This window comes from Micromonospora sp. NBC_01412, assembly GCF_045040215.1.
Taxonomy (GTDB): Bacteria; Actinomycetota; Actinomycetes; order Mycobacteriales; family Micromonosporaceae; genus Micromonospora; species Micromonospora rubida.
In genome coordinates, this window is record NZ_CP109528.1 from 5340019 (window position 1) to 5366165 (window position 26147).

Annotated in this window: 2 protein-coding genes; both read left to right on the forward strand. The window is 76.3% G+C overall.

Features of this window, described 5'->3' with window-relative positions; genetic code table 11:
- Window positions 1-21: 21 nt before the first annotated feature.
- A complete protein-coding gene (locus OG617_RS23925; protein WP_405095218.1) occupies window positions 22-14904 on the forward strand; it encodes a type I polyketide synthase in 14883 nt (4960 codons plus the stop codon).
- Between the two features lie 18 nt (window positions 14905-14922).
- Entirely contained in the window at window positions 14923-26127 is an 11205-nt protein-coding gene (locus tag OG617_RS23930) for a type I polyketide synthase (protein WP_405095219.1), read from the forward strand.
- Window positions 26128-26147: the final 20 nt, after the last annotated feature.

Here is a 26147-nt window from a genome sequence, read left to right on the forward strand (position 1 = left end):
TTCCCGATACGGAGTAGCCCGATGCCCACTGAGGCTGAGTTCCTCGACTACCTCCGCCGCGCCACCGCCGACCTGCGCGACGCGCGCCGACGGGTGCGTGAGGTGGAGGCCAAGGACCGCGAGCCGATGGCCGTCATCGGGATGGCGTGCCGCTACCCGGGCGGGGTGTCCAGCCCGGCGGAGCTGTGGGACCTGGTCGACTCCGGCGGCGACGGGGTCGGCGGCTTCCCCACCGACCGGGGCTGGGACCTGGAGCGGCTGTTCCACGTCGACCCGGACAACCCGGGCACCTCGTACACCAGCCAGGGCGGGTTCCTCTACGACGCGGCGCAGTTCGACCCGGCCTTCTTCGGCATCAGCCCCCGCGAGGCGCTGGCCATGGACCCGCACCAGCGGCTGCTGCTGGAGACCTCCTGGGAGGCGATCGAGCACGCCGACCTCGACCCGCAGCGGCTGCGCGGCAGCCGCACCGGCGTCTTCGCCGGGGTGATGTACCACGACTACGCGTCCCGGGTGCTGGACCTGCCCGACGGCGTCGAGGGATACATCGGCACCGGCAACTCCGGCAGCGTCGTCTCCGGCCGGGTGGCGTACACCTTCGGGTGGGAGGGGCCGGCCGTCACCGTCGACACCGCGTGCTCGTCGTCGCTGGTGGCCGTGCACCTCGCCGCGCAGGCGCTGCGCCAGCGCGACTGCGACTACGCGCTGGCCGGCGGCGTGACCGTGATGTCCACCCCGGGCACCTTCGCCGACTTCTCCCGGCAGCGCGGCCTCGCCTCGGACGGGCGGTGCAAGTCGTTCGCCGCGTCCGCCGACGGCACCGGCTGGTCCGAGGGCGTCGGCGTGCTGCTGCTCCAGCGGCTCTCCGACGCCCGCCGCGACGGCCGACGGATCCTCGCCGTGGTGCGCGGCAGCGCCGTGAACCAGGACGGCGCCAGCAGCGGCCTCACCGCACCCAACGGCCCCTCCCAGGAACGGGTCATCCGGCAGGCCCTCGCCAACGCCCGGCTCTCCCCGGCGGACGTGGACGTGGTCGAGGCGCACGGCACGGGCACCACCCTCGGCGACCCGATCGAGGCGCAGGCGCTGCTCGCCACGTACGGGCAGGACCGGGGCGAGGGCGGGCCGCTCTGGCTCGGCTCCGTCAAGTCGAACCTCGGCCACACCCAGGCGGCGGCGGGCGCCGCCGGCCTGATCAAGATGATCGAGGCGATCCGGCACGGGACGATGCCGCGCACCCTGCACGTCGACGAGCCGTCCCCGCACATCGACTGGACCGCCGGCCAGGTCTCGCTGCTGACCGAGGCCCGCCCGTGGCCGGCGGCCGACCGGCCGCGCCGGGCCGCCGTGTCGTCCTTCGGCATCAGCGGTACGAACGCCCACGTCATCCTGGAGCAGGCCCCCGTCGACGACGCCCCGCCGGCCGACGCCGCCGCCCCGACGGGCGAGCCGGTGGCGCTGCCGCCGGCCCCGGTGCTGCTCTCCGCCCGCACCGCCGAGGCGCTCGCCGGGCAGGCCGCCCGGTGGGCCGACCACCTCGCCGCCGACGACGCCCCCCGACCGGTGGACGTCGCCGTCTCCTCGATCAGCCGCGCCGGCCTCGAACACCGGGCCGTCGTCCTGGCCGAGGGCGCCGACGACCTGCTCGCCGGGCTGCGGGCCCTCGCCGCCGGCGAGCCGAACGGCACGGTCACCACCGGGGCGGCGTCCCCGCGCGGCCGGGTGGCCTTCCTCTTCTCCGGCCAGGGCGCGCAGCGCGCCGGGATGGGCCGGGAGCTGTCGGAGGCGTTCCCCGTCTTCGCCGCCGCGCTCGACGAGGCGTGCGCGCAGTTCGATCCGCTGCTGCCGGGCCCGCTGCGCGAGGTCATGTTCGCCGAGCCGGGAACGCCCGACGCGGAGCTGCTGGACCAGACCGTGTTCACCCAGGCGGGGCTCTTCGCCGTCGAGGTGGCGCTGTTCCGGCTCGTGGAGTCGTTCGGCATCACCCCGGACCTCGTCGCCGGGCACTCGATCGGGGAGATCGTCGCCGCGCACGTGGCCGGGGTGTTCTCCCTGGCCGACGCGTGCGCTCTCGTCGCCGCGCGGGGCCGGCTGATGCAGGCGCTGCCCGCCGGCGGTGGGATGCTCGCGATCGCCGCCGACGAGGCGTCGGTCACCGCGTCCCTGACCGGGCTGGCCGACCGGCTCGACGTGGCCGCCGTGAACGGCCCCACCGCCGTGGTGGTCGCCGGGGACGTCGACGCCCTGGACGAACTCCAGCAGGCCTGGTCCGAGCGGGGAGTCCCCACCCGCCGCCTGCGGGTCAGCCACGCCTTCCACAGCGTACGCATGGAGCCGATGCTGGCGGAGTTCGCGACCGTCGCCGAGGGGCTGACCTACCACGCGCCGACCATCCCGGTCGTGTCCAACCTGACCGGCCGGGTCGCCGAGCCGGGGCAGCTCCGCGACCCCCGCTACTGGGTGCGGCACGTCCGTGGCACGGTGCGCTTCGCCGACGCCGTCGCCGCCCTCCACGCGGAGGAGGTCGGCACGTACCTGGAGCTGGGCCCGAGCGGCGTGCTCACCGCGATGGCGCAGGGCTGCCTCGCCGACCGGCCGGGGGACGATCCCGCGCCCCTGCTGGTCGCGGCGTCCCGCCGCGACCGGCCCGAGCCGCAGGCCGTCCTGGAGGCCCTCGCCCAACTGCACGTCCACGGCCTGGCCGTCGACTGGGCGAGTCTGCTCGCGGGCGGCCAGCGGGTCGACCTGCCGACGTACGCGTTCCAGCACCAGCGGTACTGGCTGGAGCCCGCCGGCCGGTGGATGGACGTCTCCGGGGCGGGCCTCGGCGCGGCCGCGCACCCGCTGCTCGGCGCCGCCGTGTCGGTGGCCGGCGAGGACATGGTGGTGCTGACCGGTCGGCTGTCGGTGTCGACGCATGGGTGGTTGGCCGATCATGTGGTCGGTGGTGTGGTGGTGGTGCCGGGGACGGCGTTGGTGGAGTTGGCGGTGCGGGCCGGTGATGAGGTGGGTGCGTCGCGGGTGCGGGAGTTGACCGTGGCGGCGCCGTTGGTGTTGCCCGCGTCGGGTGGGGTGCGGGTGCAGGTGCGCGTCGGCGCGGCCGATGCCTCCGGCGTGCGGGCGGTGACGGTGCACTCCCAGCCGGAGGAGGACGCCGACCCCGAGTGGGTCCGGCACGCCGAGGGTGTGCTGGAACCGGTGTCGGCCGAGGAACCGGTGCTGGGGGAGTGGCCCCCGACCGGCGCGTCCGAGGTGGACCTCGGCGGCTGGTACCCGGCGGTCGCGGACCGTGGCCTGGCGTACGGGCCGGTGTTCCAGGGGTTGCGGCGGGCGTGGGCGGCCGGCGGTGAGGTGTTCGCCGAGGTGGCGTTGCCGGACGAGGTGGCGGGGGAGGCGACGGCGTTCGGGGTGCATCCGGCGTTGCTGGACGCGGCCCTGCACCCGGTCGCGCTGCTGCTGGCCGGTGAGGCCGGCAACCCCCGGGTGCCGTTCGCGTTCGAGGGTGTGCAGGTGCACGCCTCGGGGGCGTCGGTGCTGCGGGTGCGGCTGACCCGTGAGGGCTCCGGGGTGCGGTTGGTCGCGGTGGACTCCTCGGGTGCGGCCGTGGTGTCGATGGACTCGCTGGTGCTGCGGGAGATGACCGGGGTGGCCGGCGTGAGCCCGGCCGGCCGGTCGCTGTTCGAGGTGACCTGGCAGGCGGAGGAGGCTGTCTCCGTCGGCGACGCGACCGGCTGGGCGCTGCTGGTGGCGCCGACTGGGCAGCTCGACAGTGTCGGCGACGAGGGTGTTGCCGGGCTGGCCGGCGAGTTGGCGGCCCGGGGCGGGCTGGCGTCGTACCCGGATGTGGCCGCGGTGGTGGACGCGGTCGCGGCAGACGCGGTGGCACCGGCGACGCTGGTGCTGCCGGTCTCCGCCGTCGCCTTCGGGGCGGCGATGCCGGACACGGTGCGCGACGTGACGTCCGCCGTGCTGGCGACGGTGCGGTCCTGGCTGGCCGCCGAGACCCTGGCGGAGTCGAGGCTCGTCGTGGTGACCCGGGGCGCGGTGGCGGCCCGGGACGGCGACGAGGTGACGGACCTGGCGGGCGCGGCGGTGTGGGGTCTGCTGCGGTCGGCGCAGTCGGAGCACCCGGGCCGCATCGTCCTCGCGGACGTCGACGGCGACGCCGACGCGGCGACGCTGGGCCTGCTGGCCCGGGTGGCGGACGCGCCGCTCGCCTCGGGCGGCCAGGTCGCGGTACGGGCCGGCGACGTGCTCGCGCCGCGTCTGGTGCGCGCGTCGGTGTCGACGTCGGATTCCGCTCCCGTGGTGGGCGAGGGTTCGGTGCTGGTGACCGGTGGCACGGGCGCGTTGGGCGCGCTGGTGGCGGAGCACCTGGTGGTCGCGCACGGGGTGCGGTCGCTGGTGCTGGTGTCGCGGCGAGGTCCCGGGGCGACCGGTGCGGACGCGCTGGTGGAGCGGCTGGCGGGGCTGGGCGCGTCGGCGCGGGTGGTGGCGTGTGACGTGACCGACCGGGAGCAGGTCACCGGCCTGGTCGCGGAGATCGCGTCGGCGGGTCGGCTGGCGGGTGTGGTGCACACGGCCGGTGTGTTGGACGACGGTGTCGTGGAGGGGCTGTCGGCGGAGCGGTTGGCGGGTGTGCTGGCGCCGAAGGTGTCGGCCGGTTGGTTCCTGCACGGGGCCACGGCCGACCTCGACCTGGACCTGTTCGTGCTGTTCTCGTCCATCGCCGGGGTGATGGGCTCGCCGGGTCAGGCGGCGTACGCGGCGGGTAACGCGTTCCTGGACGCGCTGGCGGCGCACCGCCGGCAGGCGGGCCTGCCGGCGGTCAGTCTCGCCTGGGGCATGTGGGACACCGACGGGATGGGGGCGTCCCTCGGCGAGGCCGAGCGGACCCGGTCGGCCCGGGGCGGCGTCACCGCGATGAGCGCCGAGACCGGGCTGGCGCTGTTCGACGCGGCGGTCGCCGCGGACCGGCCGGCGCTGGTGCCGGCCGTGATCGACGTGGCCGCCCTGCGGGCGTCGGCCGGCTCCGGCATGGTGCCGCCGATGCTGCGGACCCTGGTCGGGGCGACCACCGGCCGCCGCCAGGCGGGACAGGGGGCCACCTGGGCCACCCGCATCGCCGGCCTGACCGCCGGAGAGGCCCGCGCCCAGATCGACGCGCTGGTCCGGGGGCTCGTCGCCCAGGTCCTCGGTCACGGCGGCGCGGAGGCGGTGCCGGCGGACCGGGCGTTCCGGGAACTGGGCTTCGACTCGCTGACTGCGGTGGACCTGCGCAACCGGGTCAACGCGGCGACCGGCCTGCGGCTGCCGTCGACGCTGGTGTTCGACTACCCGACGCCGCAGGTGCTGGCCGCCCACGTGCACGACGAACTCGCGGGGGCCGACAGCGTCGCCGTGGCCGTGTCGGGCGCGCGCACCAGCACCGGCCCCGACGAGCCGATCGCCATCGTCGGCATGGCGTGCCGCTACCCGGGCGGGGTGGAGACGCCGGAGCAGCTGTGGGCCCTGCTGGCCGCCGGTGGCGAGGGGATCGGGGAGTTCCCGGCGGACCGGGGCTGGGACCTGGAGTCGTTGTTCGACCCGGATCCGAGCAGCAGCGGCAGCTCGTACACCCGGCACGGCGGGTTCCTGTACGACGCAGCCGATTTCGACCCGGCCTTCTTCGGGATCTCGCCGCGTGAGGCCCTGGCGATGGACCCGCAGCAGCGGCTGCTGCTGGAGGCGTCGTGGGAGTCGTTCGAGTCCGCCGGCGTGGATCCGCAGCGGTTGCGGGGCAGCCGGACGGGTGTGTTCGCGGGCGTCATGTACCACGACTACGCCTCCCGGCTCATGGAGGTCTCCGACGAGGTCGAGGGGTACATCGGGACCGGCAACTCGGGCAGCGTCCTCTCCGGGCGCGTGGCCTACACGTTCGGCCTGGAAGGGCCGGCGGTCACCGTCGACACGGCCTGCTCCTCGTCTCTGGTCGCCCTGCACCTGGCCGCGCAGGCGCTGCGGTCCGGCGAGTGCGACCTCGCGCTGGCCGGCGGCGTCACCGTGATGGCCACGCCGGGGACGTTCATCGAGTTCTCCCGGCAGCGGGGCCTGTCGCGGGACGGGCGGTGCAAGTCCTTCGCCGCCGCCGCCGACGGCACCGGCTGGTCCGAGGGCGTCGGCGTGCTGCTCGTGCAGCGCCTCTCCGACGCCCAGCGCGAGGGCCGCCGGATCTACGCGGTAGTGCGGGGCACCGCCGTGAACCAGGACGGCGCGTCGAACGGGCTCACCGCGCCGAACGGGCCGTCGCAGCAGCGGGTGATCCGGCAGGCCCTCGCCAACGCCCGACTGTCCACGGCCGACGTGGACGTGGTGGAGGCGCACGGCACCGGCACGACCCTCGGCGACCCGATCGAGGCGCAGGCGCTGCTGGCCACGTACGGGCAGGACCGGCCCGCCGACCGGCCGCTGCTGCTCGGCTCGATCAAGTCCAACATCGGGCACGCGCAGGCCGCCGCCGGGGTCGCCGGGGTGATCAAGGTCGTGCAGGCCATCCGGCACGGGATCGTGCCCGCCACCCTGCACGTCGACGAGCCGTCCCCGCACATCGACTGGACCGCCGGCGCGGTCGCCCTGACCACCGAGTCGATCCCCTGGCCGGCCGTGGACCGGCCCCGCCGCGCGGCGGTCTCCTCGTTCGGCATCTCCGGCACCAACGCGCACGTCGTCCTGGAGCAGGCCCCCGAGCCGGTCGTCGCGGCGGACTCCCAGCCCGGCGCCGCCGCCGACGCCGGGCTCGTCCCGCTGGTGCTCTCCGCCGTGGACCGTCCCGCCCTGCGGGAGCAGGCCTTCCGGCTGCGCGCACACCTGGCCGCCCATCCGGAGATCGAGCCCGCCGGGGTGGCGTACGCCCTGACCACCACCCGGGCGGCCTTCCCGCAGCGGGCCGTCGTCCTCGGCCAGGACCAGTTCGAGCTGGCCCAGGGCCTGACCGCGCTGGTCGACGGCGAGTCGGTGGCCACCGTGGTGACCGGTGCGGCGCTGCGCAACACCGCCCCCGTCTTCGTCTTCTCCGGGCACGGCTCGCAATGGCCCGGGATGGCGCTCGACCTGCTGGACTCCTCCCCGGTCTTCGCCGCGTCGATCGCCGAGTGCGAGGCCGTCCTCACGCCCTGGGTGGACTGGTCGTTGACCGACGTGCTGCGCGGCGCCGAGGGCGCCCCGCCGCTGGTCGCCTCGGGCGTGGTGCAGCCCGCCCTCTGGGCGGTGATGGTCTCCCTGGCCCGGCTGTGGCGCTCGCTGGGCGTACGCCTGGGCGGGGTGGTCGGGCACTCGCAGGGCGAGATCGCCGCCGCCTGCGTCGCCGGCGCCCTCTCCCTGGAAGACGCCGCCAGGATCGTCACCATGCGCAGCCAGGTGCTCGTCGACATCGCCGGCAAGGGCGGCATGGTCTCGGTCGCCCTGCCCGCCGACCGGGCCCGCGAGGCGCTGAAGCGGTGGCAGGGCCGGCTCACCGTCGCCGTGATCAACGGACCCGGGTCGGTGGTGGTGGCCGGCGACCCGGACGCCCTCGCCGAACTCGTCGCCGACTGCGCGGCCGACGACGTGCGGACCCGCCCCATCGACGTCGATTACGCCTCCCACTCGCCGCAGGTCGAGGCGGTCGCCGACCGGCTCCTGGCCAGCCTGGACGGGATCACCGCCCGCCCCACCGAGCTGCCGTTCTACTCCGCGCTCACCGGCGAGCTGATCGACACCACCACCCTCGACTCCGGCTACTGGTACCGCAACCTGCGGGAGACCGTGAACTTCGAGCGGGCCATGCGCAGCATGCTCGCCGACGGCCACCAGGTCTTCCTGGAGGTCGGCCCGCACCCGGTGCTCAGCTTCGGCATGCAGGAGACGATCGACGCCAGCGACCACGACGCGGTCGTGGTGAACACCCTGCGCCGGGGGGCCGGCGGCTGGGCCCGGATGCTCACCGCCCTCGCCGAGCTGCACGTGCGCGGTGTCGAGGCGGACTGGAACGCCGTCTGCGGCGTCCGCACCGGCCCGGCGGTGCCGCTGCCCACGTACGCCTTCCACCGGCAGCGGTACTGGCCGCAGGCGCCGGTGCGGACCGGCCCGGCCGCAGCCGTCGAGGACCAGGTCGACCGCCAGTTCTGGGACGCCGTGGAGCGGGCCGACGCCGAGGCCCTCGCCGCCGCGATGCGGATCGACGAGACCGAGGCCCGGACCCTCGGCGGGGCGCTGCCGCTGCTCTCCTCCTGGCGGCAGCGACGGCGTGACGAGTCCACCGTGGACGCCTGGCGCTACCGGGTGCAGTGGACGCCGCTCACCGTCGCCCCCTCCACCACCACCCTCGGCGGGACCTGGCTGCTCGTCGCGCCGGCCGCGTACGCCGGCCACCCACTGGTCGGGCAGGCCGTCCAGGCCCTCGGCGAGGCCGGGGCCGACGTGGTCCCGGTGACCGTCGCCGACCCCGACCGGGCGGCGCTGGCCGGGCAGCTCGCCGACGTCGACACCGACGCCGTCGCCGGGGTGCTCTCCCTGCTCGCCCTCGACGAGTCCGCCCATCCGGACCGGCCTGTCGTCCCCGCCGGCCTCGCCGGCACCCTCGCCCTCGTGCAGGCCCTCGGCGACGCCGGGATTCCCGCCCCGCTCTGGTGCGCCAGCAGCGGCGCGGTCTCCACCGGGCGTGCCGACCCGCTCGGCCACCCCCGGCAGGCCCTCGTCTGGGGCCTCGGCCGGGTCGCCGCCCTGGAGCACGCCGACCGGTGGGGCGGCCTGGTCGACCTGCCGGCCGAGTTGGACCGGCGGGCGGGCGGCCGGCTCGCCGCCGTCCTCGCCGGCATCGACCACGAGGACCAGGTCGCCGTCCGCCCCTCCGGCCTGTTCGCCCGCCGGCTCGCCCCCGCCGGTACGGACACCGTGCCGGCGGACACCGGCTGGCGACCCGCCGGCACCGCCCTGGTCACCGGCGGCCTCGGCTCGATCGGCGCGCACGTGGCCCGCTGGCTGGCCCGCGAGGGCGCGTCCCACCTGGTGCTGACCAGCAGGCAGGGCGCGGCGGCACCGGGCGCGGCCGAGCTGGAGGCGGAGCTGACCGGGCTCGGCGCGACGGTGACCGTGGCCGCCTGCGACGTGGCCGACCCGGATTCGCTACGCGGCCTCGTCGACCGGCTCGCCGGCGAGGGCGTCACGGTCGACGCCGTGTTCCACGCCGCCGGGGTGGCCCATGCCGGTCTGCTCGCCGGCACCGACCTGGCCGAGCTGGCCGACAGCCTGCACGCCAAGGTCGCCGGCGCGGCCAACCTCGACGAGACCTTCGGCGGCGAGGTGGGCGCGTTCGTGCTCTTCTCCTCCGGCGCGGGCGTCTGGGGCGGCGGCCTCCAGGGCGGCTACGCCGCCGGCAACGCGTTCCTCGACGCCCTCGCGGAGGACCGGCGCCGCCGCGGCCTCGCCGCGACCGCCGTCGCCTGGGGCGCGTGGGAGGGCAGCGGGATGATCGAGTCCGAGGGCGCCGCCGACCAGATGTTCCGTGCCGGCGTCCGCCCGATGCGCCCCGACCTGGCCGTCTCCGTGCTGGCCCAGGCCCTCGCCCAGGACGAGACCACCCTCACGGTGGCCGACATCGCCTGGGACCGGTTCCACCAGACCTTCGCGATGACCCGCCCCCGGCCGCTGATCGAGGACATCCCCGAGGTGGCCCAGATCCTCGCCGCCACCAGGGCCCGGGACGACGACGAGTCGGCCGAGGCGTCCCCGCTGCGCGGCCGGCTGGTCGGCCTGGCCGAGCCGGAGCGCCGCCGCACCCTGCTGGAGCTGGTCCGGGTGCACGCGGCAGCGGTGCTCGGGCATGCCTCCGCCGAGGCGATCGGCGCGGACCGGCCGTTCCGGGAGATCGGCTTCGACTCGCTCAGCGCCGTGGAGATGCGCAACCGGCTCGGCGAGGCCGCCGGGCTGCGACTGCCCGCCACGCTGGTCTTCGACCGGCCCACCCCGGAGCTGCTCGCCGGCTGGCTGGCCGACCGCATCCTCGGCGTCACCGAGCAGGTCGCCGAGCCCACCCAGGCGGTCGTCGCCCTCGACGAGCCGATCGCCATCGTCGCGATGAGCTGCCGCTACCCCGGCGGGGTGGCCAGCCCCGAGGACCTGTGGCGGCTGGTCGCCGAGGGCCGCGACGCGATCGCCGGGTTCCCCGCCGACCGGGGCTGGGACCTCGACGCCCTCTACGACCCGGACCCCGACACCCCCGGCACCTCGTACGTGCTCAAGGGCGGCTTCGTCGCCGACGTCGGTGGGTTCGACGCCGGGCTGTTCGGTATCTCCCCGCGCGAGGCGCTGGTGATGGACCCGCAGCAGCGGCTGCTGCTGGAGACCGGGTGGGAGCTGTTCGAACGGGCCGGCATCGCCCCCGTCGACATGCGGGACAGCAGCACCGGCGTCTTCGTCGGCACGAACGGCCAGGACTACGCCACCCTGCTCATGGCCGCGCGGGCCGAGACCGAGGGCTACCAGGCCACCGGAAACGCCGCAGCGGTGGTCTCCGGCCGGCTCTCCTACACCTTCGGCCTCCAGGGCCCGGCGGTCACCGTCGACACCGCCTGCTCGTCGTCGCTGGTCGCGCTGCACCTGGCCGTGCAGTCGCTGCGGGCCGGCGAGTGCGAGCTGGCCCTCGCCGGCGGCGTGACCGTGATGGCCACCCCCGGCCCGTTCCTGGAGTTCGCCCGGCAGCGTGGCCTCGCCGCCGACGGCCGGTGCAAGTCGTTCGCCGGCGCCGCCGACGGCACCGGCTGGGGCGAGGGCGCCGGCCTGCTGCTCCTCCAGCGGCTCTCCGACGCGCGGCGGGACGGCCGGCGCGTCCTTGCCGTGGTCCGTGGCTCCGCCACCAACCAGGACGGCGCGTCCAACGGGCTCACCGCCCCCAACGGCCCCGCCCAGCAGCGGGTGATCCGGCAGGCCCTGGCCAACGCCCGGCTCACCACCGCCGACGTCGACGTCGTCGACGGGCACGGCACCGGCACCCGGCTCGGCGACCCGATCGAGGCCCAGGCCCTGCTGGCCACGTACGGGCAGGACCGGGCCGCCGACCGGCCGCTGCTGCTCGGCTCGATCAAGTCCAACATCGGCCACACCCAGGCCGCCGCCGGGGTCTCCGGCGTGATCAAGATGGTGATGGCGCTCCAGCACGACCTGCTCCCGCCCACCCTGCACGTGGACGAGCCCACCCCGCACGTCGACTGGTCCTCGGGAGCCGTCGCGCTGCTCGCCGAGCCCACGCCGTGGCCCGAGGAGGGCCGGCCGCGCCGGGCGGCGGTGTCGGCGTTCGGGGTGAGCGGCACCAACGCCCACGTCATCCTCGAACAGGCACCCCCGTCCGACGACGAGGACCCGGAGACCACCGCGCTGCGGCCCGCGCCGCCGCTGCTGCCCTGGGTGATCTCCGGCAACGACGTCGACGGGCTGCGCGCCCAGGCCACCCGGCTCGCCGACTGGGCCGCCTCCGAGCCCGCCGCCGTCGCCGCCGTCGCCCGGGCGCTGGCCACCAGCCGGTCCCATCTGCGGCACCGGGCCGTCCTGCTCGCCGCCGACCGGGACGCGTACCTGGCCGGGCTGCGGGCGCTCGCCGCCGGGCAGAGCCACCCGGCCCTCACCCAGGACGTGGCCGAGCCGGGCGGCACCCTCGCCGTGCTCTTCTCCGGCCAGGGCGCCCAGCACGCCGGGATGGGCCGGGAGCTGTACCACACGTTCCCCGCCTTCGCCGAGGCCCTCGACGAGGTCTGCCAGCACCTCGACGCCCACCTGCCCCGGCCGCTGAAGGCGGTGCTGTTCGCCGCCGAGGGCAGCGCCGAGGCTGACCTGCTGGACCAGACCGTCTTCACCCAGGCCGGGCTCTTCGCCGTCGAGGTGGCGCTGCACCGGCTCATGGAGACCTGGGGGATCCGGGCCGACATGGTGGCCGGGCACTCCGTCGGCGAGATCGTCGCCGCCCACGTCGCCGGGGTGTTCAGCCTCGCCGACGCCTGCGCCCTGGTCGGCAACCGGGGCCGGCTCATGCAGGCACTTCCGGCCGGCGGCGGGATGCTCGCCGTCGCCGCGGGTGAGGCCGAGGTCACCGACACGCTCGCCCCGTACGCCGGCCGGGTCGCCGTCGCCGCCGTCAACGGCCCGGCCGCCGTGGTGGTCTCCGGTGCCGGCGACACGCTCGCCGAGCTGGCCGAGCACTTCACCGCCCTCGGGGTACGCACCAAGCGGCTGAACGTCAGCCACGCGTTCCACAGCCCGCTGATGGAGCCGATGCTCGCCGAGTTCGCCGCGGTCGCCGCCACCCTCGACTACGCCCCGCCGGCCGTCCCGCTGGTGTCCAACCTGACGGGCCTGCTCGTCGACCCCGAACTGGTCCGCACCCCCGAGTACTGGGTGCGGCACGCCCGGGAGGCCGTCCGGTTCGCCGACACCGTCACCCACCTGCACTCCCTCGGGGTGGCCGCCCTGCTGGAGGTCGGCCCCGACACCGTGCTCACCGCCCTCGCCACCGAGGCGCTGCCCGACGAGGGGCGCACCCTGGTCACCGGCACGTCCCGCCGGGGTCGGGGCGAGACGGCGGCCCTGCTCGGCGCGCTGGCCCGGCTGCACTGCCACGGCGTACGGGTCGACTGGGCGGCGCTGCTGCCCGCCGCCGGCCCGGCCGCCCCGCCCACGTACGCGTTCCGGCACCAGCGGTTCTGGCCGGTCAGCGACGGCGACGTGGTCAGCACGGCCGAGCCGGCAGCCCCGGTGGCCGTCGCCGCCGACGACGCGTTCTGGCAGGCCGTGGCCGCCGACGACGGTGACGGGCTGGCCGCCCGCTTCGGCGTCGACCCGGACCGGCCGCTGCGCGCCCAGCTACCCACCCTCGCCCGCTGGCACCGGCAACGGCAGACCGACGCGCTGGTCAACGGCTGGCGCTACCGGATCACCTGGCCGCAGCGGCAGCTCACCGCCGGCCCCGCCACCGGGGACTGGCTGCTGGTCGTCCCCGCCGGGACCGCGACGGAGACCGCTGAGCGGATCGCCGAGCTGGTCGGCGGCCACGGCGGCACCGTGCACACCCTCGCGGTCGACCCGGCCACGGCCACCCGGGCCGGGCTGGCCGAGCGGCTGGCCGCCGGCCCGGCCGCCCGGATCGTCTCGCTGCTCGCCCTGGACGAGCGGCCCCACCCCGACCACCCGGCGGTGCCCGCCGGTCTCACCGGCAACCTCGCCCTGATCCAGGCCGTCACCGACGCCGCCCCGGCCGGACCGTTCTGGCTGCTCACCCGGCAGGCCGTCAGCACCGGCCCCGGTGACCCGATCGCCCACCCCGCACAGGCCACCACCTGGGGTCTCGGCCTGGTCACCGCGTTGGAACACCCCGCGCACCGGGGCGGCCTGCTCGACCTGCCGGCGGAGCTGGACCCGGCCGCCGGCGAGCACCTGCTGCGGGCGCTGACCAACACCGAAGCCGAGGACCAGCTCGCGGTGCGTCCCCTCGGGACGCACCTGCGGCGGCTCGCCCGGGCCGCCCGCGCCGAACTGCCCGACGACCCGGCCTGGCAGCCGCCCGGCACCGTGCTGATCACCGGCGGCACCGGTGCCATCGGCCGCTACGCCGCCGGTTGGCTGGCCCGGCACGGCGCGGAACGGCTGATCCTGGTCAGCCGGCGCGGCCCCGACGCCCCCGGCGTCGCCGACACCCTGGCCGAGCTGGCCGGCCTCGGCACGCAGGCTCGGGCCGTCGCCTGCGACCTGGCCGACCGGGACGCCGTCGCCGCCCTCGTGGCCGGGCTGCGCCGCGACGGCGAGACCGTGCAGGCCGTCGTGCACGCCGCCGGCGTCGGCCGGCTCAACCCGGTCAGCGTCGTCGACACCGACGAACTCGCCGACGTGGTCGCGGGCAAGACCGCCGGGGCCCGCCACCTCGACGAGTTCCTCGACCACGACGACCTGGAGCTGGTGGTCTACTTCTCGTCCATCGCCGCCGCGTGGGGCGTCGGCGACCACGGCGCGTACGCCGCAGGAAACGCCTTCCTCGACGCGTGGGCGCAGTCCCGGCCCGCCGGCCGGGCCCGGGTGCTCTCGGTCAACTGGGGCCCGTGGGCCGGCGGCGGCATGGTCAGCGACGAACACGCCGTGGCGATGAGCCGGCGCGGCGTCTCCCTGCTCGATCGGGAACCGGCGATGGCCGCCCTGCGCGCCGCGATCTCCGGCGACGGCACCGTGCTCACCGTCGCCGACGTGGACTGGGCTCGCTTCGCCCCGGTCTTCGCCTCCGCCCGGCCCCGGCCGCTGATCAGCGACCTGCCCGAGGTGGCGGCCCTGCGCGCCGGCCCCGACCCGGCCGTCGACGGCGGCGACGAGGCCCTGACCGGGCTGCGCAAGCGGCTCGCCGACCTCACCGCCGCCGAGCAGAACCGGCTGCTGGTCGACCTGATCCGCACCGCCGCCGCCGAGGTCATCGGCCATGACAGTCCGTACGCCCTGGAGGCCGACCGGCCGTTCCGGGACCTCGGCTTCGACTCGCTGACCGCGGTGGAGCTGCGCGGCCGGCTCGCGAAGAGCACCGGCCTCAACCCGGCCAGCTCGGTGGTGTTCGACTACCCCACCCCGCAGGCCCTCGCCGAGCACCTGCGCGCCGAGCTGGTCAGTGAGGCGTCGGTGGAGGCGCTGCCGACCATCGACGAGCTGGACCAACTGGAGGCCGCCCTCGCCGGGCGTGAGCAGGACGACCTCGGCCGGGTGCGGGTCACCGTGCGGCTGCACCGGCTGCTGGAGCGCCTCGGTGCCGCGGAGCGGGGCGCCGAGGAGCGGCCCGACGAGGCCGCCGACGTGGCCGACCGGCTGCGGGTGGCCAGCAACCAGGAGCTTTTCGATCTTGTTGACAGGGACCTCGGGCTTTCCTGAGTCACGCGTCACGTACCGGTGAAGAACGAGGGAGCGAGATCAACCATGGCGGACGAAGAGAGGCTGCGCGAGTACCTGACGCGGGTCATCGCCGAGCTGCACCAGACCCGCCAACGGCTCCGCGAGGTCACCGCCGAGGAGTCCGAGCCGGTGGCCATCGTGGCGATGAGCTGCCGCTACCCCGGCGGCATCACCTCACCCGAGGACCTCTGGTCGTTCGTCTCCGCCGGCGGGGACGCCATCGGTGAGTTCCCCACCGACCGGGGCTGGGACCTCGACCGGCTGCACCACCCCGACCCCGACCGGCCCGGCACCTCGACCACCAGCTCCGGCGGGTTCCTGCGCGACGCGGGGAAGTTCGACGCCGCACTGTTCGGCATCTCCCCCCGCGAGGCGGTCGCCATGGACCCACAGCAGCGGCTGCTGCTGGAGGTCACCTGGGAGCTGTTCGAACGGGCCGGCATCGCCCCGCTGTCGCTGCGCGGCAGCCGCTCCGGCGTCTTCGTCGGCACCTCCGGGCAGGACTACGCCGCCGTGCTGCACCGCGCCCCCGGCGTCGAGGGGTACGTGCTCACCGGCACCGCCGCCAGCGTCGTCTCCGGGCGGCTGGCGTACACGTTCGGGCTGGAGGGCCCCACCGTCACCGTGGACACCGCCTGCTCGTCGGCGTCCGTCGCCATCCACCTCGCCTGCCAGGCCCTGCGCGAGCGCGAGTGCGGCCTCGCCCTGGCCGGCGGCGCGACCGTGCTGGCCACCCCCGGACCGTTCGTCGAGTTCTCCCGGCAGCGCGGCCTGGCCGCCGACGGCCGGTGCAAGTCGTTCGCCGCCGCCGCCGACGGCACCGGCTGGTCCGAGGGCGTCGGCATGCTGCTGCTCGAACGCCTCAGCGACGCCCGCCGCAACGGCCACCCCGTCCTCGGGATCATCCGCAGCTCCGCCGTGAACTCCGACGGCGCGTCCAATGGCCTCACCGCCCCCAACGGCCCCTCCCAGCAGCGGGTCATCCGGCAGGCCCTGGCCGGCGCGAAGCTCACCCCCGACCTGGTCGACGTGGTGGAGGCGCACGGCACCGGCACCACCCTCGGCGACCCCATCGAGGCCCAGGCGCTGCTCGCCACCTACGGCCAGGACCGGGGCGACGCCGCACCGCTGCTGCTCGGCTCGATCAAGTCGAACATCGGCCACACCCAGGCCGCCTCCGGGATCGCCGGGATCATCAAGATGGTCATGGCGATGCGGCACGGCACCGTGCCCGCCACCCTGCACGTCGACCAGCCGACCCCGCACGTCGACTGGGCCGCCGGCGCGGTCACCCTGGTCACCGAGCCGACCCCGTGGCCGGCCGTGGACCGGCCCCGCCGGGCCGCCGTCTCCTCGTTCGGGATGAGCGGCACCAACACCCACCTCGTCCTCGAACAGCCCGAGGACACCCCCGCCGAGACCGACCGGCCGGGCCTGCCCGCGCCCGCGCCGGTGCTGCTCACCGGCCGCACCCGCGCCGCGCTGCGCCGCCAGGCCGAGCAGTGGTCCGGGCACGTCGCCGCCGGCGACCTGCGCCTCGCCGACGTGGCCTGGTCCTCGGTCGTCTCCCGGTCCCCCCTGGAGCACCGGGCCGTCGTCCTCGCCGACGACCGGGACACCCTGCTCACCGCCCTGACCGCCCTCGCCGACGACCGGCCCGCCCCCGGCCTGGTCACCGGCGCCGCCGCCGAACGCGGCGCGGTCGCCTTCCTCTTCTCCGGCCAGGGCGCCCAGCGCGCCGGCATGGGCCGGGAGCTGTCGCAGGCGTACCCCGTCTTCGCGCAGGCCCTCGACGAGGTCTGCGCCCACCTTGACCCCCGGCTGCCCAGGCCGCTGCGTGAGGTGATGTTCGCCGAGCCCGGCACCGACGACGCGGCGCTGCTCGACCAGACCGTCTTCACCCAGGCCGGTCTCTTCGCCGTCGAGGTGGCCCTGCACCGGCTCCTCGGCTCCTGGGGGATCACCCCCGACCTGGTCGCCGGGCACTCCATCGGGGAGGTCACCGCCGCCCACGTGGCCGGCGTGCTCACCCTCGACGACGCGTGCGCCCTCGTCGCCGCCCGGGGCCGGCTCATGCAGGCGCTCCCGGCCGGCGGGGCGATGCTCGCCGTCGCCGCGACAGAGGCAGACGTCGCCGCCACCCTGGAGGGGCTGACCGACCGGGTCGCCGTCGCCGCCGTCAACGGGCCCGCCTCCGTCGTCGTCTCCGGCGCCGGCCCGGCCGTCGACGAGCTGGCCGAACTCTGGGCCGGGCGGGGCGCGAAGGTGCGGCGGCTGCGGGTCAGCCACGCCTTCCACAGCCCTCTCATGGAGCCGATGCTCGCCGAGTTCGCCGCCGTCGTCGCCGGCCTCGACCTGCGCGCCCCGATCCTGCCCGTCGTGTCCAACCTGACCGGCGAACTGGCCGACCCGGCGGAGCTGCGCACCCCCGGGTACTGGGCGCGGCACGTCCGGGAGGCCGTCCGCTTCGCCGACGGCGTGCGCACCCTGCGCGCCCACGGCGTCGGCACGTTCGTCGAGGTCGGCCCGGACGCCGTCCTCGCCGCCAGCACGGAGGAGACCCTCGCCACCGTCGAGGCCACCCCCGACGTCGCCCCCGCCGTGGTCGTGCCGGTGCTGCGCCGCGACCGCCCGGAACGCCGCGCCCTGCTCGGCGCGCTCGCCCGGCTGCACGTCGCCGGCACGCCGGTGGCCTGGGCCGACCTGCTCGCCGACCGGCCCGGCCGCCTCGTCGGCCTGCCCACCTACCCGTTCGAGCGGCAGCACTACTGGGTGCCGGCCGAGGAACCTGCCGACCCGGCCGCCGCCGCGACCGGGCTGCTCGACCGGCGCTTCTGGGACGCCGTCGAACGGGCCGACCTGGACGCCCTGCGCGACACCCTGGCCGTCGACGACGAGGCCGCCGCCGAGTCCCTGCGCACCCTGCTGCCCGTCCTCGCCGACTGGCGGCGGCAGCGGCAGGAGCACTCGCTGCTCGACGGCTGGCGCTACCGGGTCGACTGGCAGGTCACCGCCGAACCCGCCGCCGGCCGGCTCACCGGCACCTGGCTGCTGGCCCTTCCCGCCGGCCTCGGCGACGACGATCCGGCCGTCCGGGCCGTCCGCGCGGCGCTCACCGCCGCCGGCGCCGAACCGCTGCCGCTGACCGTCGAACCCGGCGCCGACCGGGCCGCCCTCGCCGCCGCCGTGACCGAGGCCGCCGCCGAGGCCGCCGGGGTGGTCTCCCTGCTCGCCTGGGAACCGCCGACCGCCGACCGTGCCGCCCTGCCCGGCCTCCCCGCCACCCTCGCCCTGGTCCAGGCGCTCGGCGACGCCGGCCTCGACGCGCCACTGTGGCTGGTCACCCGGGGCGCGGTGGCCGCCGCCTCCTACGACCGGCTCGCCGACCCCGCGCAGGCCGCGATCTGGGGCCTCGGCCGGGTCGTCGGCGTCGAGGCCCCGCACCGCTGGGGCGGCCTGGTCGACCTGCCGACCCACCCCGACGACCGCGCCGCCGGCCGGCTCGCCGCGATCCTCACCGGCCCCGGCGGCGAAGACCAGCTCGCCGTACGCGGCCCCGGCGTCTTCGCCCGCCGCCTGGTCCGCGCCGCCGTCGGCGACCGCCCCCCGGTACGCCGCTACGCGCCCACCGGCACCGCCCTGATCACCGGCGGCACCGGTGGTCTCGGCGCCCGCGCCGCCCGCTGGCTCGCCGCCACCGGCGCCGAGCACATCGTGCTGGTCAGCCGGCGCGGCCTCGCTGCCCCCGGCGCCGCCGAACTGGAGGCCGAACTGACCGGGCTCGGCGCCCGGGTCACCGTGGCCGCCTGCGACATCGCCGACCGGGCCGCCGTCGCCGCCCTCCTCGACCGCGTCGAGGACGACGGCCCGCCCGTCCGCACCGTCGTGCACACCGCCGGCATCGCCCAGACCACCCCGCTCATGGCGGTCACCGCCGCCGAACTGGCCGAGGTCACCGCCGGCAAGACGGCCGGCGCCACCCACCTCGCCGACCTGCTCGCCGACCGGGAACTGGACGCCTTCCTCGTCTACTCCTCCATCGCCGCCACCTGGGGCAGCGCCGGCCAGGTCGGGTACGCCGCCGGCAACGCCTACCTCGACGCGCTCGTGCAGCAGCGTCGGGCCGACGGCCGCGCCGGCACCGCCATCGCCTGGGGCCCCTGGGCCGACGGCGGAATGCACGGCGCGGACTCCGACCAGCAGCTGCGCCGCCGGGGCCTGCCCGCCATGGACCCCGTCGTCGCCATGGGGGCCCTGCAACAGGCCCTCGACCACGACGACGTCACCCTCACCGTCGCCGACGTCGACTGGTCCCGGTTCGCCCCCGCGTACGCCTCCACCCGGCGGCGACCGCTGCTGGAGGGCGTACCGGAGGCGAAGGCCGCCCTCGACGGCGGCGCGCCCGCCGACGACGGCGACGACGGCCCGGCCGCGACCCTGCGCCGCCGCCTGGCCGGGCTCACCCAGGCCCGGCGCGAGGAAACCGTCGCCGACCTGATCCGCGAACTCGCCGCCGACGTGCTCGGCCACGACGGCGGACCCGCCGCCGTCCCGGCCTCCACCGCGTTCCGGGACCTCGGCTTCGACTCGCTGACCGCCGTGGAGCTGCGCAACCGGCTGGTCGCCGCCACCGGAAGGGCGCTGCCCACCACCCTCGTCTTCGACCACCCCACCCCGGTCGTGCTGGCCCGCCACCTGCTCACCGGCCTCTTCGGCACCGCCGCCGAGCCGGCCCCGACCGCCGCCGCGACCACCGTGGACGACGACGAGCCGATCGCCATCGTCGCCATGTCCTGCCGCTACCCGGGCGGCGCCGACGACCCGGATCGGCTGTGGCGGCTCGTCGCCGACGGCGTCGACGCCATCGGCGACTTCCCCACCAACCGGGGCTGGGACCTCGACCGTCTCTACGACCCCGACCCGGCACACCCCGGCACCACGTACTCCGACCAGGGCGGATTCCTGTACGACGCGGCGGACTTCGACGCCGGGTTCTTCGGCATCTCGCCACGGGAAGCCTCCGCGATGGATCCGCAGCAGCGGTTGTTGTTGGAGGCGTCGTGGGAGGTGGTGGAGCGGGCAGGGGTTGATCCGGGGGGGTTGCGGGGTTCGCGAACAGGGGTGTTCGTGGGGACGAATGGTCAGGACTATGGGGCCCTGTTGATGGTTTCTGTGGATGAGGTGGAGGGGTTCGCGGGGACGGGGAATGCGGCGAGTGTGGTGTCGGGTCGGGTGGCGTACGCGTTGGGGTTGGAGGGGCCTGCGGTGTCGGTGGACACGGCGTGTTCGTCGTCCCTTGTGGCGTTGCACCTGGCGGTGCAGTCGCTGCGGCGCGGCGAGTGTGACCTCGCCCTGGCCGGCGGCGTCACCGTGATGACCACCCCCGGCACGTTCGCCGAGTTCTCCCGCCAGCGAGCCCTCGCCGCCGACGGCCGCTGCAAGCCGTTCGCGGAGGCGGCGGACGGCACGGGCTGGGGTGAGGGCGTCGGCGTGCTGCTGGTCGAGCGGCTGTCCGACGCCCGCCGCAACGGGCATCACGTGTTGGCGATCGTGCGCGGCAGCGCGGTCAACTCCGACGGCGCGTCCAACGGGCTCACCGCGCCGAACGGCCCGTCGCAGCAGCGGGTGGTCCGGCAGGCCCTCGCGTCGGCGCGACTGACCACGGCGGACGTGGACGTGGTCGAGGCGCACGGCACGGGCACGACGCTGGGCGACCCGATCGAGGCGCAGGCGCTGCTGGCCACCTACGGGCAGGACCGGGGTGACGCCGCGCCGCTGCTGCTCGGGTCCATCAAGTCGAACATCGGCCACACCCAGGCCGCCGCCGGCGTCGCCGGAATCATCAAGATGGTGCAGGCGATGCGCCACGGGACCGTACCCGCGACGCTGCACGTCGACGCGCCGTCGTCGCACATCGACTGGACGGCCGGGGCGGTCGCCCTCGTCACCGAGGCCACGCCATGGCCGGAGACGGGCCGGGCGCGGCGGGCGGCGGTGTCCTCGTTCGGCATGTCCGGCACCAACGCGCACATCATCATCGAGCAGGCCGACGAGCCCGCCGATCCGGACGTCGTCGCCGTGGCCCCGGGCCTGGTCGACGCGGATGTGACCGTGTGGCCGGTGTCGGCCCGGTCCAGGGCGGCCCTCGCCGGCCAGGCCGCCCGCCTCGCCGCCCACCTCCGGGGACGCGGCGACCTAGACGTCGCCGCCGTGGCGTGGTCCCTCGCCACGACCCGGTCCGCGTTCGACCAGCGGTCGTCGGTCGTCGGGTCGACCGTCGAGGACCTGGTGGCGGGCCTGGAAGCGCTCGCGGGCGGCCTGCCGGCCGCCGACGTGGTCACGGGCGTGGCCGCCTCCCACGGTGCGGGTCCGGTGTTCGTGTTCCCGGGTCAGGGTGCGCAGTCGGCGCGGATGGCGGCGGGTCTGGTGGGTCGGACGCCGGTGTTCGACGGGCGGCTGGCGGAGTGTCAGCGTGCTCTGGCCCCGTACCTCGATGTGGATCTCGTCTCCGTCCTGACGGGCGAGGACGAGTCGTGGTTGGACCGGGTCGAGGTCGTCCAGCCGGTGTTGTGGGCCGTCGGCATCGCCTTGGCGGCGGTGTGGCGGCAGGCGGGGGTGGTGCCGCAGGCGGTGGTCGGTCACTCGCAGGGTGAGATCGGCGCGGCGTGTGTGGCGGGGATCCTGTCCCTGGACGACGCGGCGAAGACGGTTGCGCTGCGTTCGCGTGCTTTGGCGGTGTTGCGGGGTACGGGGGCGATGGCGTCGGTGGATCTGTCCGCCGACGCGGTCGCCGTCCGTCTCGCGCAGTTCCCCGGCGTCGGCGTGGCGGCCGTGAACGGTCCGGCCACGGTGGTCGTCTCCGGGCCGCCGCAGCCGGTGGCGGACCTGGTTCAGGGGTGCACCGACGACGGTATCCGGGCCCGGTTGATTCCGGTGGACTACGCGTCGCACTCGGTGTCGGTGCAGGAGGTCGCCGAGCAGTTGCGCGCGGACCTGGCCGACGTGACCCCGCAGGCCGGTCACACCCGCCTTGTCTCCACGTTGACCGGGGACTGGGTGGACCCGGCGAGCATGACCGCGGACTACTGGTACGACAACCTGCGCCGGACGGTGCAGTTCGATGCCGCGATCCGGGTCGCGGTCGCGGCGGGGCACTCCACGTTCGTGGAGATCAGCCCGCATCCGGTGTTGACGATGCCGGTTACGGCGATCTTGGATGACGCCGGGGTGACCGGGCACACCCTGGGCAGCCTGCGGCGGGGCGACGACGATGCGACCCGGTTGTTGACGAACCTGGCCACCGCGCACACGATCGGCCTGCCCGTCGACCTGACGCACGTGCTCGCCGCCACGGCCACCATCGACCTGCCCACCTACGCCTTCGACCGGGGCCGGTACTGGCTGGACCCGCCCGCCCACCGGGCGCAGGATGTCGCCTCCGCCGGCCTCCAGGACGCCGGCCACCCGCTGCTCAGCGCGGCGATCCCCGTCGCCGACGACCAGACGGTGGTGCTCACCGGCCGGCTGTCGGTGCGTACCCACCCGTGGCTGGCCGACCACGCCGTCGGCGGCGCGGTGATCGTCCCCGGCACCGGCGTCGTCGACATGGTGGTCCGGGCCGGCGACGAGGTCGACGCCGGACACGTGGGCGACCTGACGCTGATCAGCCCCCTCGTGCTCCCGCCGGGCGGCGCCGTGCAGGTGCAGGTGCGCGTCGGCGCGCCGAGCGACGCCGGCGAGCGGGCCGTCACCGTGCACTCCCGGCCCGAGGACGACGGCTCCGGCGAGTGGACCCGGCACGCCGAGGGCCTGCTGCTCCCGCAGCTTCCCGCCCCGGTGGTCGTTCCGGGGGAGTGGCCGCCGGCCGACGCGGTCGAGGTCGACGCCGACCTCGACGTCTGGTACGCGGGGATGGCCGAGGGAGGTCTCGGCTACGGCCCCGCCTTCCAGGGCCTGCGCCGGGTGTGGCGCGGCGCCGACGAGGTCTACGCCGAGGTGGCCCTGCCCGACTCCGCCGCCGCTGAGGCGTCCCGGTTCGGGCTGCACCCGGCGCTGTTCGACGCGGCCCTCCAGGTCAGCGGGCTCACCGACCTGCTGGGCGAGGACGCCGCCGCCGGCACCGGCTGGATGCCGTTCGCCTTCCGGGCGGTCGGCCTGCACGCCCACGGCGCGACCCGGCTGCGGGTGCGGATGCGCCCGCTGGGCCCGGACACCGTCGCGGTGACCCTCGCCGACACCGCCGGCCAGCTGGTCGCCACCGTCGAGTCGCTGACCTTCCGCCCGGTCGCCGCCGGCCGGGCCGACGAGGCCGCCGCGCTGCGCCGCAGCGCCCTGTTCCACCTGGACTGGACGCCGCTGCCGGCGGCCGACGCGGCGGCGGGGACGACCCGCTGGGCGCTGCTCGGCGACGACACCCCCGGCCTCGGCGACGCGCTGACCGCCGCCGGGTACCCCGTCGACGGCCACCCCGACCTGGCGGCGCTGGTCGCCGCGATCGAGCGCTCCGGGGACGTACCCGATGTGGTGGTCGACCTGGCGACCGGCGCGGACCTGGCGCGGGTGGCCGAGGCCGCGCACGACGCGGCCCGGGACGCCCTCGCGCTGGTGCAGGCGTGGCTCGGCGAGCCCCGGCTGGAGCAGTCCCGGCTGGTCCTGCACACCGTCGGCGCGGTCGGCGCGGCCCCCGGCGAGGCCCCCCGCGACCTGGCCGGCGCCGCCGTGTGGGGGCTGGTCCGGTCGGCCCAGTCCGAGCACCCGGGCCGGTTCACGCTGCTCGACACCGACGGCGCCGCAGCCTCCCTCGCGGCCGTCCCGGCGGCCGTCGCCTCCGGCGCGCCGCAGCTCGCGGTCCGCGACGGCGCGCCGCTGGCGCCCCGGCTGGTCCGGGCCCGCGACGCCGGGGCGCTGCCGCTGCCCGCCGACGGCACGCCGTGGCGGCTCGACGTCACCGAGAAGGGCACGCTGGAGAACCTGGCCCTGCTGCCCGCCCCGGCGCAGGGTGACCTGCCGGCCGGCCACGTCCTCGTCGCGATGCGCGCCTCCGGCCTGAACTTCCGCGACGTGGTGCTGGCCCTCGGCATGGTGCCCGACCAGGAGGTGCTGGGCAACGAGGGCGCCGGCGTGGTGCTCGACGTCGGGCCGGGGGTCACCGACCTCGCCCCGGGCGACCGGGTGATGGGCATCTTCTCCGGCTCGTTCTCCTCCGTCGCCGCCACCGACCGCCGCCTGCTCACCCGCGTCCCCGACGACTGGTCGTACGCCGAGGCCGCCGCCGTGCCGGTGGTGTTCCTGACCGCCTGGTACGGCCTGGCCGAGCTGGGCCGGCTGACGGCGGGGGAGTCCGTGCTGGTGCACGCGGTGGCCGGCGGCGTCGGGATGGCCGCCGCGCAGATCGCCCGCCACCTCGGCGCGGAGGTCTACGGCACGGCCAGCCCCGGCAAGTGGCCGGCGCTGCACGCCACCGGCTTCGACGACGCGCACCTCGCCTCCTCCCGCACCCTCGACTTCGCCGAGGAGTTCCGCGACCGCACCGGCGGGCGGGGCGTCGACGTGGTGCTCAACGCGCTCAGCGGCGAGTTCGTCGACGCGTCCCTGCGACTGCTCGCCCCGGGCGGCCGGTTCGTCGAGATGGGCAAGACCGACAAGCGGGACCCACGGCTGATCGCCGAGGCCCACCCCGGCGTCGACTACCAGGTCTTCGACCTCATCGAGGCCGGGCCGGACGCCATCGGCCGGATGCTCGGCGAGCTGATGGCGCTGTTCGCCACCGGCGCGCTGCGCCCGCTGCCCCGGCGCACCTGGGACGTGCGGCGGGCCCCGGAGGCGTTCCGCTTCCTCAGCCAGGCCCGGCACGTCGGCAAGCTCGCCCTGAGCATCCCGCAGCCGCCCCGGCTCGACGGCACCGTTCTCGTCTCCGGCGCCACCGGCACCCTCGGCGCGCTGCTCTGCCGGCACCTGGTCACCGCGCACGACGCCCGGCAGCTCCTCCTGGTCAGCCGGCGCGGCCCCGACGCCGAGGGCGCCGACGAGCTGCTGGCCGACCTCAAGGCGCTCGGCGCGGACGTGTCGATCGTCGCCGCCGACCTGGCCGACCCGGACGCCGTCGCCGACGTGCTGTCCATGGTGGACGCCCGGCACCCGCTGCGGGCCGTCGTGCACGCCGCCGGGGTCCTCGACGACGCCACCGTCGAGTCGCTCACCCCCGACCGGCTCGATGCGGTGCTGCGGCCGAAGGTCGACGCGGCCTGGAACCTGCACCGGGCCACGCTCGACCATGAGCTGACGGCGTTCGTGCTGTTCTCCGCCGCCGCCGGCGTGTTCGGCGGCCCCGGGCAGGGCAACTACGCCGCCGGCAACGCGTTCCTCGACGCCCTCGCCGAGCACCGCCGGGCCCTCGGCCTGCCGGCGGTCGCCCTCGCCTGGGGCCGGTGGGCGCAGGCCAGCGGCATGACCGGGCACCTCGACGCCGCCGACATCCGCCGGCTCGACCGGGGCGGCATGGCCGCCCTGTCCAACGACGAGGCCCTGGCCCTGTTCGACGCCGGCTGGCGGTCCGAACGCCCCGTGCTCATGCCGGCGAAGATCAGCACCGGGGTGGCGGCGCCGGGCGCGCCCGTCCATCCGCTGCTGGCCGGCCTGGTCCGCGCCGCCGGCCGCCGGGCCGCCGCCGGTGAGGCCGCCGACGGGCAGGCGTTCGCCGCGACCCTGGCCGGCCTCTCCGACGACAAGCGGGTACGCGCCCTGCGCGACCTGGTGCTGTCGCACGTGGCCGTCGTCCTCGGCCACGGCGACCCCGCCGGCATCGAACCGACCCGCGCGTTCCGGGAACTCGGCTTCGACTCGCTCACCGCGGTCGAGCTGCGCAACCGGCTCGGCGCGGCCACCGGGCTACGGCTGCCGGCGACGCTGGTCTTCGACAACCCGACGCCGGCGGCGCTCGCCGCGCACCTCGCCGGGCAGTTCGCCCCGGCCGGCGCGGCGGACCCGTCGGCGGTGGCCGGGCGGGAACTCGACCGCCTCGAGGCGGCGCTCGCCGGCCTCGACCCGGCCGACGACGAGTTCCGCCGGATCGCCGAACGGCTGCACGGCCTGCTGGACCGGCTGGCCGAGCGGCAGTCCGAAGCGGACGGCGACGACGACCTGGAGTCGGCCACCGCCGAGAACATCTTCGACCTGATCGACCGCGAGCTGGAGACGTCGTGACCAGCCGCAACGACCACGAC

What these genes read in the sequence shown, in the direction of transcription:
- OG617_RS23925 (WP_405095218.1), top strand. Translation starts at nt 22, where the DNA reads ATGCCCACTGAGGCTGAGTTCCTCGACTACCTCCGCCGCGCCACCGCC.